Source organism: Nitratidesulfovibrio vulgaris str. Hildenborough, from assembly GCF_000195755.1.
Classification (GTDB): Bacteria; Desulfobacterota; Desulfovibrionia; order Desulfovibrionales; family Desulfovibrionaceae; genus Nitratidesulfovibrio; species Nitratidesulfovibrio vulgaris.
The window spans coordinates 2002698-2015090 of record NC_002937.3 but is presented as its reverse complement, the minus strand read 5'-3'; the positions used below and the strand labels follow the sequence as shown (position 1 = coordinate 2015090).

The 12393-nt window shown below is 62.0% G+C and carries 13 protein-coding genes; 8 read left to right on the top strand and 5 right to left on the bottom strand.

The features are described 5' to 3' along the window. The first annotated feature begins 224 nt into the window (after window positions 1-224). From DVU_RS09200 to DVU_RS09165, 8 genes are all read left to right on the top strand, one after another. Entirely contained in the window at window positions 225-992 is a 768-nt protein-coding gene (locus DVU_RS09200; RefSeq protein ID WP_010939227.1) for an HAD-IIA family hydrolase, read from the top strand. 35 nt (window positions 993-1027) lie between these two features. After that, the gene (glpA, locus tag DVU_RS09195; RefSeq protein WP_010939226.1) at window positions 1028-2578 is read left to right on the top strand and encodes an anaerobic glycerol-3-phosphate dehydrogenase subunit GlpA; all 1551 of its coding nucleotides are present in this window, start codon (window positions 1028-1030) and stop codon (window positions 2576-2578) included. 8 nt (window positions 2579-2586) lie between these two features. Next, window positions 2587-3870, top strand: coding sequence for a glycerol-3-phosphate dehydrogenase subunit GlpB (gene glpB, locus DVU_RS09190; RefSeq protein ID WP_010939225.1), 1284 nt, complete (start codon window positions 2587-2589; stop codon window positions 3868-3870). Between the two features lie 602 nt (window positions 3871-4472). After that, a complete protein-coding gene (gene phnD, locus DVU_RS09185) occupies window positions 4473-5486 on the top strand; it encodes a phosphate/phosphite/phosphonate ABC transporter substrate-binding protein (RefSeq protein ID WP_010939223.1) in 1014 nt (337 codons plus the stop codon). A 76-nt stretch (window positions 5487-5562) separates the two neighbouring features. Further along, window positions 5563-6360 (top strand): phosphonate ABC transporter ATP-binding protein, encoded by a 798-nt coding sequence (phnC, locus tag DVU_RS09180; protein WP_010939222.1) that lies wholly within the window; start codon window positions 5563-5565, stop codon window positions 6358-6360. Then, window positions 6348-7145 carry a phosphonate ABC transporter, permease protein PhnE gene (phnE, locus tag DVU_RS09175; RefSeq protein WP_010939221.1) on the top strand — a complete coding sequence of 266 codons (798 nt, stop codon included), beginning with the start codon at window positions 6348-6350 and terminating at the stop codon, window positions 7143-7145. The genes phnC and phnE (DVU_RS09175) overlap by 13 nt, the downstream gene beginning before the upstream one ends. Next, complete coding sequence (phnE, locus tag DVU_RS09170) at window positions 7142-7942, top strand: phosphonate ABC transporter, permease protein PhnE (protein WP_010939220.1); 801 nt, start codon at window positions 7142-7144, stop codon at window positions 7940-7942. The genes phnE (DVU_RS09175) and phnE (DVU_RS09170) overlap by 4 nt, the downstream gene beginning before the upstream one ends. A gap of 92 nt (window positions 7943-8034) precedes the next feature. After that, a complete protein-coding gene (locus DVU_RS09165) occupies window positions 8035-8556 on the top strand; it encodes a type 1 glutamine amidotransferase domain-containing protein (RefSeq protein ID WP_010939219.1) in 522 nt (173 codons plus the stop codon). A gap of 520 nt (window positions 8557-9076) precedes the next feature. Here DVU_RS09165 and DVU_RS09160 read toward each other — a convergent pair. The 5 genes from DVU_RS09160 to lspA all read right to left on the bottom strand — a co-directional run bounded on the left by DVU_RS09160 (window position 9077) and on the right by lspA (window position 12371). Then, window positions 9077-9748, bottom strand: a complete 672-nt coding sequence (locus tag DVU_RS09160; protein ID WP_010939218.1) for an adenylate kinase — start codon at window positions 9746-9748, stop codon at window positions 9077-9079. 483 nt (window positions 9749-10231) lie between these two features. Beyond that, window positions 10232-10675, bottom strand: coding sequence for an NIL domain-containing protein (locus DVU_RS09155; protein WP_010939217.1), 444 nt, complete (start codon window positions 10673-10675; stop codon window positions 10232-10234). 25 nt (window positions 10676-10700) lie between these two features. Continuing rightward, complete coding sequence (gene ybgF / locus DVU_RS09150; RefSeq protein ID WP_010939216.1) at window positions 10701-11639, bottom strand: tol-pal system protein YbgF; 939 nt, start codon at window positions 11637-11639, stop codon at window positions 10701-10703. A 34-nt stretch (window positions 11640-11673) separates the two neighbouring features. Next, the gene (locus DVU_RS09145) at window positions 11674-11871 is read right to left on the bottom strand and encodes a PLD nuclease N-terminal domain-containing protein (protein ID WP_010939215.1); all 198 of its coding nucleotides are present in this window, start codon (window positions 11869-11871) and stop codon (window positions 11674-11676) included. A gap of 2 nt (window positions 11872-11873) precedes the next feature. Further along, entirely contained in the window at window positions 11874-12371 is a 498-nt protein-coding gene (lspA, locus tag DVU_RS09140) for a signal peptidase II (RefSeq protein ID WP_010939214.1), read from the bottom strand. Between the last annotated feature and the right edge of the window lie 22 nt (window positions 12372-12393).

Here is a 12393-nt window from a genome sequence, read left to right as displayed (position 1 = left end):
AGCCACGGGCGCAAGTCGTGGGAGAACCCTTTTCCCGTATGGCACGGCGGGCGCTGAAGGCCGGCCCCGATGCCTTCTCGCATAATCTGGCCGCCCGTCCCTGCGTCGTGGCGGCTGCACGCGAGGCTTCGTGCCGACTTGCCTGCCGCTGGACAGCAGGCCTCTCGTCCACTAAAGACCAAGCCCGTCGACATGGGCACCACTTCAACGACAGCGGAGACGTCATGCAACTCGACGGCAAGACCTGTTTCATATTCGACCTCGACGGTACGGTGTATCTCGGCGATGACCCCATTCCCGGTACGGTGGATTTCATCCGCCGCAATCTCGGCAAGCGCGAGATATTCTTCCTCACCAACAACACATCGAAGAATCTCGCCGACTACACGGCCAAGCTGGCGCGTCTCGGCATCGATATCGGCCTTGACCGGATGCTCTCGCCGCTTCTGCCGCTGGTCGACCACCTGCGCGACGAGGGCATCACCCGCATCTACCCCGTGGGGAACGCCAACTTCACCGCCTTCCTGCGTGAACGGATGCCCGAACTTGTCTTCACCGATGGTGACGACTGTCAGGCGGTGGTGCTCGGCTACGACACCGAACTCACCTACCGCAAGCTCGAGACGTCGTGCCTTCTGTTGCAGCGCCCCGAGGTGCTCTTTCTTGCCACGCATGCCGACAAGGTGTGCCCCTCGCCCCGCGGGCCGCTGCCGGATGCGGGCAGCTTCATGGCCTTGTACGAGACGGCCACCGGGCGCACCCCCGACCTCGTCTTCGGCAAGCCCAACACCATTCTCCTGAAACCTCTCCTCAAGCACTTCACCCCTGAAGAGATGGTCATGGTGGGTGACAGGGTCTATACTGACAAGGTGCTGGCCGAGAATGCCGGCATGGATTTCATACTCGTGCTCAGCGGCGAGACGCGCCGTGAGCAGCTAGCCGACCTCGAACGCCAGCCCACCCTCGTGCTGGACGACCTCGGGTCGCTGTAGCGGTGCTCGAACACCGCTGTAATCGGAGGTTCGTCTTGCAGACTCAGGTTCTCATCATCGGCGCCGGGGCCACGGGCACGGGCGTGGCGCGCGACCTCGCCCTGCGCGGGGTCGATTGCATCCTCATCGACCAGCGTGACGTGAACGCAGGAGCCTCCGGGGGCAACCACGGGCTTCTGCACAGCGGTGGTCGCTACGTCTTCACCGACCCGCACGCCGCTGCGGAGTGCAAGGCCGAGGGCGACATCCTCAAGCGCATAGCCCCGCAGTGCATCGAGGAGACCGGCGGCTACTTCGTGGCAGTGGAAGGCGACGACCCTGCCTACGCGTCCGATTTCCCCGGTTACTGCGCCAAGGCAGGCGTACCGTGCCGCGAGGTCGACGCCCATGAGGCCCGCCGCAACGAACCGGCAATCGCCGAGAGCACCTTCGCGGTCTATGAGGTCGAAGACGCCTCCGTCGACCCGTTCAAGCTGTCTCTGGAGAACGTGGCCGACGCCGGACGCCACGGCGGACGTTACCTGCGCTACACCCGTGTGCTCGGTTTCGACATGGAACGCGGTCGTATCGTCGCGGCGCGCGTGGAGGACATGCGTTCCGGCCGTGAATACCGCATCGTGGCCGATGAATATGTGGTCGCCGCCGGGGCGTGGTCGGGCGGCATCACCGCCATGGCCGGATGCCACGTGGATATCGTCTACGCCAAGGGTACGCTTCTGGTGACGCAGACGCGCATGGCCCACCGGGTCATCAACCGGTTGCGCACACCGGGTGACGGCGACATTCTCGTTCCCGGCGGTACGGTGTCGGTGCTCGGCACCACGTCCTTGCGCGTCGAAAGCCCCGACGACGTACGGCCCACGGTGGCTGAAGTCGATGTGAACATCAACGAGGGCATGGGTATGGTGCCCTCCCTCGCCGATGCCCGTTTCATCCGTGCCTACGCCGGGGTGCGCCCTCTGGTGCGTTCCGGCAAGCCTTCGGGCAGCGACCGCGCCGCAAGCCGCGGCTTCGTGCTGCTCGACCACGAGGAGGACGGCGTACACAACCTCGTGACCATCGCGGGCGGCAAGCTCACGACCTACCGTCTCATGGCCGAGCGCGCCGCAGACCTCGTCTGCGAACGTCTGGGCGTTTCGGCCCCGTGCCTCACCGCCGTACGCCCCATCTCTCCTTCCGACGAAGCGGAGTGGGCGGAACCAGGTGTGCTGCAGAAGCAGAACTGGTGGCGGAACCATGATCGTGACGACTATCTGCTGTGCGAATGCGAGATCGTACCGAAGTCGGGCGTGGACAGCATCATCGCCACGTTCAAGGATGAGGCCGAACCTCCCCGGCTGCTCGCCATCGGGTTGCGTAGTCGCGTGGGCAAGGGGTCGTGTCAGGGAGCATTCTGCGGGGCGCGCATCACGGCGCACATGCATGACAGGCGCATCATCGAAGGGCGCGAGGGGCTGGATGGCCTGCGCGAATTCCTCGGTGCCCGCTGGAAGGGGCAGCGGCCCATCCTGTGGGGGGCACAGTTCAATCAGGCCGAGCTCAAGGAAGCCCTGTATTTCGGGCTTGTGGGTATGGAACTGGAGTAGGGGACGACATGAGCGACAGAACATATGATTGCGACCTTGTCGTCGCCGGAACGGGCATGGCGGGCATGGCTGCCGCGCTTTTCGCCGCCAGACGCGGGCTTTCCGTGGTGCAGGCCGGGAGCACCGGCGAGATCGTCTTCGCCAGTGGCCTGTTCGATGTCCTTGGGGTGCACCCCATGGCCGAGGGGCGCCGCCTCGCATCCCCCTGGGAGGGGATGGCGCGTCTTGCGGCCGATGAACCGAAGCATCCCTATGGTGTCATCGCCCCGTCTCGGATGAAGGATGCCCTGGCCGAATTCACCGGCTGGCTGGAGGCCCACGGGCTGCCGTACCGTAATGGCGGGGACTCCAACGTCCGTGTGCTGTCGCCCATGGGCACCGTCAAGACCTCGTGGGCCGTGCCGTCGACCATGTGGGCGGGCGTCGAGGCCCTTGCGGAGAAGAAGCCGTGCCTGCTGGTCGACTTCGAGGGCCTGCGCGAATACAGCGCACGCCAGATTGCCGATACCGTGGGCGGGGCATGGCCCGGTCTGCGTACGGTGCGGGTCGAGTTTCCCGGCACCCCCATGCGCCCGCTTCTGACAGGCATCATGGGGCAGGCTCTCGAGTTGCGGGTGACACGCGAGCAACTTGCCGAAGTCATCCGCCCACATCTTGGTGATTGCGCGTGCGTCGGCTTGCCCGCCATCCTCGGTATCTTCCATCCCGGGACGGTTCTGGCCGAGATGGAAGCCATGCTTGGCGTACCGGTCTTCGAGATTCCCACGCTGCCCGCATCGGTACCGGGGCTGCGCCTCAAGAACGTGTTCGAGGGGCATATCGGGACAGAGGGTGTGGACCTCATGCTCCAGCGCAAGGTGCTTGATGTCCACCGGCAGGACGGGGCGCTCCAGGTCTCCATCGGGCAGGGGAGCGTCGAACGTGTCGTCCGTGCGCGGGGCATGATACTCGCCACGGGGCGTTTCCTCGGGCATGGGCTGTTCGCTGAGCGCGACCGGATACGCGAGACCGTGCTCGACCTGCCTGTGCACCAGCCCGCCGGTCGGTCGCAGTGGCATAGCCTTGACCTCTTCGACCCCGCAGGGCATCCGGTGAGTCGCGCCGGGGTGGTGACCGATTCCTCGTTCCGTCCGGTGGATGAGGAAGGGCGCGTGCTTCATGAAGACGTGCGTTGTGTGGGAACGTTGTTGGCCCATCAGGACTGGATGCGCCAGAAGTGCGGTGTCGGTCTTGCTGTCGGGTCTTCTGCCGTGGCTGTCGATGCCTTCGTCGCGCAGTTTTCCGCAGGCTAGAGTCTTTCGGTTTCATACGCAAAGGGCCGGTCCAAGACCGGCCCTTTGCGTATGCTCCAAGGTCGTCCGATGTGCTCTGCGTGTCTGACATGGCGCGATGTGAAAGGCGGCACCTGTGGCCCTGCGCGACCAACTGGCTGTGGTCTGCCTTACGACCGGCTGGTGGTACCCGGCATAGGGGATGCGGCGGCGGGGGCGAGTCCGTATGGCAGGGGGGATCACGCCTTCCTGTCCGGGGGCAGCGGCGGCACCGGGGTGCGGCTGGTGGGAGGACGTGCGACGTCTTCGACATGCTCCATAGTGAATCTAATCATTTTGTAAAAAGGCTATGCATGTCATAGTGGTTTGATTTTTAAGCGTTTTTGTGGTTTGATGCGCGTGCTTGGTCGTTGCGAGGGGGCCTCTCCCGGGAAAGCAGGCCAGCCTTGCCCTGCCTGCGCTTTGTTTGTCAAAAATGTATAGTGATTGATGCGCAAAATAGTGCTTTTGCACTTCTTTGGTTTTTACTAATGTCGAGCGGATTTGAGGTTACGCCGTCCTGTGACGGCGTGGCCTTCAGGGAGTGTTCACCGTACCGACGCAAACTTTCCGAGGAGGAACACATGTCCAAGAAATGGCTGGCTGCGCTCTGCATGGCCGCAACCATGTTCACCGCGTCCGTTGCCTTCGCTGACGACTGCACCAACCGCGGTGCGCTCGACTCGAACTACTGCGACGAGAACAAGGACCTTGTGGCCGACACGCCCAAGGATGCCGCGAAGCAGAAGGACCCCAGCACGCTGGTGTTTACCTACACCCCCGTCGAGGACCCGGCGGTCTACAAGGACGCTTTCGCCGATTTTCAGGCATTTCTCGAAAAGAAGACCGGTAAGAAGGTCATCTACTACACCGTGCAGTCCAACGCTGCCGAGGTGGAGGCCATGCGCTCGGGTCGTCTGCACATCGCAGGCTTCTCTACCGGCCCCACCTGCTACGCCGTCAACCTCGCGGGCTATGTGCCCATCGCCGTGAAGGGCAACGCCGACGAGTTCCAGGGCTACCGTCTGCTGCTCATCGTGCGCAAGGACAGCCCCTACCAGAAGCTGGAAGACCTTAAGGGCAAGCGCGTGGCGCATACCTCCGCTTCTTCCAACTCCGGCAACCTCGCCCCCCGCGCCATCTTCCCCAAGCTTGGTCTTACCCCCGACAAGGACTACACCGTGGTCTACTCGGGCAAGCATGACCAGTCCATTCTCGGCGTCGGCTACGGCGACTACGACGCCGCCCCGGTTGCTGGCGACGTGTTCAAGCGTATGGCCGAAGCCGGTCGTATCAACAAGGACGACTTCCGCGTCATCTGGCAGAGCGACGTGTTCCCCACTTCGTCGTTCGGCTATGCCCACGACCTGAAGCCCGAACTTGTCCAGAAGATCAAGGAAGCCTTCGCCGAGTACCGCTTCACGCCGGAAATGCAGAAGACCTTCGGTGGTGCCGACCGCTTCTTTACCGTCACCTATCAGAAGGACTGGGCCATCATACGCGATATCGCCGAAGCCAATGGCGAGACCTTCAACCAGGCTGGCCTCGAAGCCGTTGCGAAGAAGGAAGCCGAAGCCGCTGCCAAGAAGAAGCAGTAGCAGACCGTTGCGGGTGCCGGAGTCGTTCCGGCACCCGTTTTTTGTCTAACGTTCCAAACGAACCGGAAGACTAACCGTGTCCCACGCATCCGATCCCAAGAAAGCAGGTGCCCACGGCGACAAGTCGCTCGTGGTGGAGCACCTCAGAAAAGAGTATGTTCGCGGCAAGGCCGTGCTCAAGGATATCAGCTTTACCGTGAGCGGGCAGAGCACCACCGCCATCATCGGCCCTTCGGGTACCGGCAAGAGTACGTTGCTGCGCTGCATCAACAGACTCATCGAGCCTACGGCCGGACGCATCCTCGTCAGCGGGGAGGATGTATGTGCCCTGAAGGGGACGGCCCTGCGCGAGGCCCGTCGTCGTATCGGCATGGTCTTTCAGGAATACAACCTCGTTGAGCGCCTCTCTGTCATGGAGAACGTCCTGTGTGGACGCCTCGGCTACATCTCGCCGTGGCGCGCATGGCTGCGCAAGTTCCCGCAAGAGGATATCGACAGGGCCTTCGACCTGCTCGACATGGTGGGGCTTGCAGACTTCGCCCGTGCCCGTGCCGACGAACTCTCCGGGGGACAGCGCCAGCGCGTGGGCATCGCCCGTGCGGTCATGCAGGAGCCTCATATCCTTCTCGCCGACGAGCCCACCTCGTCGCTTGACCCGAAGACCTCTGTCGAAATCATGGAACTGTTGCGTGCCGTGGCCGAAAAGCGCGACATCCCCGTTCTGGTCAACATCCATGACGTTACGCTCGGACGACGTTTCTCCGACCGTGTCATCGGCATGTGCAAGGGTGAAGTGCTGTTCGACGACGTTCCGTCGGCCTTGCAGGACGACCACCTGAAGCAGATTTACGGTGGAGAGGAATGGCTGCAATGAGTGCCTCGGCCATCAAACGACCCTCACCCTTCGAGGTGAACTGGTGGGCGCGGGCAGGCTACCTGCTGGTGGCCCTCTACTGCGTCTATGCCGTCAACGCCCTCGACATCTCGTTCGATCGTATCATCATCGGTCTCGACAACGGGGCGAAGTTCCTCGGCAGCATGTTCCCACCGGTGTTCAAGCGGTGGGCATTGCTGATAGACAACCTCATCGAGACGGTGCAGATAGCCATCATTTCATCGGCCTTCGGTGTGGCCATCTCGTTGCCCGTCGGCCTGTGCGCCGCGCGCAACCTCATGCCCGACTGGCTCACATGGCCCAGCCGTGCGTTCATCGCCGTGTGCCGCTCGTTCCATCCGGTCATCTTCGCCATTCTCTTCGTGAAGGCTGTCGGGTTCGGGCCTCTTGCCGGCATTCTCACACTCATCTTCGCTTCCATCGGCTTCGTCGCCAAGCTGTTCGCGGAAGCTATCGAAGAGATTTCGCTCAAGCCGGTCGAGGCGATGCGCGCCGCCGGTGCTCCGTTCATGTCTGTGCTGGTCTATTCGGTGCTGCCGCAGGTGCTCAACCGCTTCATCGGGTTCGCCACCTACCAGACCGACGCCAACCTTCGTAACTCGACGATGATCGGCATCGTCGGTGCCGGTGGCATCGGCGGTACGCTGGCAGCCGCCTTCCAGCGTTTCGACTACGGTTTCGTTTGTGCCATCCTCATCTCGATCATCGCGCTCATCATGGTTTCAGAGTTGCTTGCCCAGCGCGTTAAGGGGGTCTTCCGATGAGTGATGCGGTCAAACGTGAATGGATTCGCTTCACCCCGGCAGAGCGGTTTGCACGGTTCACCATTTTTCTGGGATGCGCCATCGCCCTTGCGTGGTCGTTCCGGACGGTGGAGATCATCCCCGAGTTCCTCATGGATGCTCCCACGCAAATGGCCGACCTGTTCCGGCGTATGTGGCCCATCAACTACGGCTACTACCCCGAAGGCGTCCATGCGGTTCTCATCGAAACGCTGAACATCGCCACACTGGGGACGCTGCTCACGCTGCTGATGGCTGTGCCAGTGGGTATCATGGCTGCCCGTAACGTGTGCCGGGTGCCTTTGCTCAACCTCGTCGCCACGTTCATCCTCGTCTCCACGCGTACGGTCAACTCGCTGGTGTGGGCGCTGCTGTTCGTGGCTATTTTCGGTCCCGGAACGCTTGCGGGTACGATAACCATCGCCGTGCGTTCCATCGGCTTCGTCGGCAAGTTGTTCGGTGAGGCACTGGAGGAGGCGAGTCAGGGCCCTGTAGAGGCCTTGCGTGCAGCCGGGGCCCCATGGTTGAGTGTGTTCCTCAAGGGCTACTGGCCGCAGGTCTCGCCCGCATTCTGGGGTATCTCGCTCTTCAGGTGGGACATCAACGTCCGTGAATCCTCGGTCATCGGCCTTGTCGGGGCTGGTGGCATAGGCATGGCGCTTGACGAATCGCTCAACCTGTTCCATTGGGATCGTGTCGCGCTGATTCTGCTGTGCATATTCGCGGTGGTCATCGCTGCCGAGATTCTTGTGACGCAGATACGAAAGCGCATCATCTGATGCAGGCACGCGGGGCGGCTTTGCCGCCCCGCTTTTTTGTGGGTTGCCCCGCTGAACGGGGCGAGATCGGCCTTCGGCCGGGAGAGGGAATCATGCAGCGTCTCGCAGGTAAGCGTGTGCTCATGTTTGTTGACGACATCTATGAAGACCTTGAACTCTGGTATCCCCGGCTGCGCCTTGAAGAGGAAGGTGCCACTGTGGTGGTCGCCGGGCCTGAAAAGGGGCGTAGTTACGCCGGAAAGCACAGCTACCCGTGTGTGGCTGATGCCGCCATCGCTGACATGAATGCTGCGGATTTCGACCTGCTCGTGATTCCCGGCGGCTTTGCCCCTGACAAGCTGCGCCGTGACCCCAAGGTGCTTGAACTCACCCGGCAGATGCATCATGCGGGCAAGATTGTCGCCCACATATGCCACGCGGGGTGGATTCCCATCTCGGCAGGCATCATGCGCGGCTACCGTTGCACGTCGACCCCCGGCATCAAGGACGACCTCATCAATGCCGGAGCATTATGGGAGAACAGCGAAGTCGTGGTCGACCGTAACCAGATTTCCAGCCGCAAGCCGGGAGACCTGCCTGCATTCTGCCGTGCCATCATCGAGCACGCCGTGTAGGTGCACACACCCTGCACCTCTCGCTGGCGTGTCCTTCCCGATAACTGTCAGTGTCAACGAGGACCCCGCATGGCGGGGTCCTCGTCTTTGGGCACCATGGATGACGCGTCTCACCACCCGCCACATCCGACGGAGATGGCAGTACGGCTGGTTAGTACCCATCCGTTGTCACTTGTGGCAACGCGCAGACAGAAACGGCCATGCTTGTGCAGGTCGATTCCAGAGTTCAGGTCTTCAGGCAGCCTGTCAGTGAGCACGGAAAAAGGCAGGTCGCTCGTTCCCGCGCGATACCGGCATAACTGGACGTGTCGTAACGTGACTCGCGCTGTGCCTGTGCTGCGTGAAGCAACGTTGCATCTGCTGCGTCCATCCGTGGCATGTCGCCTGGTCTCATGCAGAATCCCGGAGACACCCAGCGAAGGTCCCAACGGCCACTCACCCTGTGCGAGACGTTGCGGGACATGAGAAAGGCCCCACGTCTGGTGACAGTGGGGCCTCGTGTCGTCAGAAGAACGAAAGACTAGGAAAGCTGTGCGAGGAGCTTGTCCTTGATGGCATCGATGGCGCCTTCGCCGTCGAGTTCGATGTACTTGGTCATGCCCTTGGCAGCCAGGTCCTTGTAGAAGTAGGCGGCAGCGAGGGTGCCGTCGACGGTGTTGTAGTAGATGTCGTGGCGCTTGCCGATGGCGCCTTCGTCCTGGTCGTCAGAACGGGCGGAAAGCTCGCCGCCACACACGCGGCACACGTCGCCATTGGGCTTGATGGCGTCGATGAAGATGTTGTTGGGGTGGTTGTTGTCGTTCTTGCAGAGACGACGACCCATGATGCGGTTCTTGGCGACTTCACGGGGAAGGAGGATCTCGATGACGTAGTCGAGCTTCATGCCTTCGGCCTGAAGGGCGTCCCACAGCTTCTGGGCCTGAACCATGTTGCGCGGGAAACCGTCGAGCAGCCAGCCGTTGGCACCCTTGCTCTTCAGGGTCTCGAGCACCATGGGGATGGTGATGTCGTCAGGCACCAGGTCGCCACGTTCGATGAAGGCCTTGGCCTGCTTGCCGAGTTCGGTGCCGCCGCCGATGTGTTCGCGGAAGATGGCGCCGGACTCGATGTGGGCGAGGTCGTACTTCTTCTTCACGAGCGCGCCCTGCGTGCCCTTACCGCTGCCGTTGGGTCCGAAGATGAGTATGTTCACCTGAAGCCTCCTTGTCATTAATTTCACGAGCACATAGCGTGAAGGGCAACCACCTGTCAACGCAGAAGACCGCGGGGCGCAATATGGGCGGTGGGCATCGGCGGGCGTGGCGGCGCAATCGGGGGATGCGAGATGGTGTTATGGTGGAAGACAGCTGTTCTGGGGTGACCGGAATTGGCGTGCATGGACGCGTGGAGGGATGTGGAACTTGCTGTTTTGCTGCTGGTGCTGCGGGGCGCGAGACCGTTGCTGGAGGGCGCGAGGGGCTGCGTGGGGCGTTGCGGGCCTCAGGCGGGCCTGTAAGGGGCAATCGCTGACTTGTGGGCGGGGTTGTGGCGTGCCACCGCTGTCAGGCTCAGAAGTGCCACCGGGTGCGAAAACGGGGCTATCGCCCCTTCACCCGGGAGCCTTGCCCGGAAGATTCCTGCTCGTGAAAAAGGGAGCACGAGGCTCCCTTTCCATTTCTCATCCGTTCGAGGCAGACTAGTAGTGTCCGTTCTCGAGTTCCACGTGCATGGCTGCGACAGGACAGACCCTGGTGCAAAGGCCACATGCGGTGCACCGGTCAAGTTCGAAGGTGACCGTACGGTTCTCGAGGTTCATGCGCAGTGCGCTGGTGGGGCAGATGGCGGTGCACATGCCGCAGTGCATACAGCCTTCCTCATCGCGTGAGATGCGCTGGGCCACGGGCGTGACAACGACGTCGTGCTCGCGCAGATACTCCATCGCCTTGGTGCAGTTGGCTTCGTCTCCCATGAGTTCAAGGGTGAGATAGCCTTCCTTGCGAGGAGTGATCTGGGCCTTCAGGATGTTGAAGGTCAGATCGAAGAGCCGCGTAAGGTTGCAGACAAGAGGGTTGCCCGAGATCTCGGGCGGGAACGTGAGGTGTACGTTCTTCCTGTACGGCTTTTGTGGCTGTGCGCTCATGGCATGACCCGGGCTGCGCCCTGTGTTACTTGTTATCCTTGATGTACTGCTGTGCGCGCTTCGCTTCGGGCGAATCGGGATGCTTCTTGATGAGTTCTTCGAGCCGGATTTTGCCGGCATCCTTCTTGCCCGTCTTGTAGAAGCAGATGCCCTGCTTGAGAAGTGCGGACGGAAGCTTGCTGCTCTTGGGGAACTTGGAGATGACCTGCTCGTAGGCGAGGGCGGCGGCAGGGAAGTTGTTCATCTGGAAGTTCGTCTCACCCTGCCAGAACCACGCGTTGGATGTGAGCTTGTGGTTCGGGAAGGTGTCTGTGAAATCCTTGAACGACTTCAGGGCGTCCTTGTAGTTGCGGCTGTTGAAGGAGCTGATGCCGGTGTCATAGAGCGCCGTCGCCGTATCCGCAGCAGGGGCGGCAGGTTTCGCGGCAGCAGGCTGCTGGGCGGGCGTGCCGTTGGAGACGGCGAGGGTGCCGCTCTGCGTGGGCGGTACGGTGACCGGGCCGCTCGTCTTCGTTTCGGCAGCGACCACGAAGCGCGAGGCGCCGTCATGACCGGGTTCGGTACTCGGGGCGAGCGCACCGGCGGCGTCCGCCTGCGGCTGGTCGAGCTTGAGCTCCACATCGAACTGTGAGGCTATCTGGCGCAATGCCGCATCATGCTTCGACAGCTGGTCGCGCATGGCTGCTACGTCACCGCTCTTGCCGAACGAGTCGAGCTTGTAGCGCATGTCGTCGATCTGACCTCGCATGGTGGCGAGTTCCTGCCGCATGGACTGTACCTGCGACCACGTATCTGCCTGTGCCGGCTGTACTCCGGAAAGCTGCATGTTCAGCTGTTGCTGCTGCTGTTCCTGACGGAGCACGCGGGACTGAAGCGCGTCGAAGTCGCCTTGCCGAACGCAGGCGGTCAGGGCGGTGACGGCGCAGACGGGCAGGATGATTCCGGTGGCGAGATGCTTCTTCATGGCGTGACTGCCTGTGTTGATGGAGGTTGAAAGGTCAGGCCACGTTCTTGCGGGCGCGGCGCATTCCGAAGATGAGATACATGAGACCGCCGATGACGGGAAGGAAGACCCCGGCGGCCATCCACAGCACTTTGGTGGCGGGATTGTCGAACTCGCTCCTGTATGCATGCCAGATGCACCACAGGTTGGGCAAGATGGGGAGTGCCAGAAGGGGCAGATAGACGGGATCCATCGTTACTCCTTGTTTCCCCGCTCCGGGGAGGGCTGCCTGTACATGGCGACAAAGGCGAGAAAGGCCCCGATGCAGATGGCGATATCCGCCACGTTAAAGGCTGGCCAGTGCCATTCGCCCCAGTAGAAATCAAGAAAGTCGACCACGGCGCGATAGCGGATGCGGTCGACGAGGTTGCCAAGTGCGCCGCCCATGATGAGGCCGAAGGCGGTGTAGAGCACCGGCTCGTTCTTCGAGGCGCGCGTGAGCGACAGAATGGCCCATACGGCAAGAACGGTCGCAACCAGAAAAAGCCAGAACTGCCACTCGATGTCGGAACGGTTGAGAAAACCGAAGGCCGCGCCCCGGTTGCGTATGTTCACGAGGTCGAAGACTCCGTGGATGACGGGCACGGTGCCGTGGAAGGGGATGGTCGCCTCGACGAGCCACTTCGTGCCTTGATCGATGAGCATGACCACGGCTGCAAGCCCGAGAACTATACGGTATTTGAGGGACAGCATACCATTCCTGCGGTGTATGCCG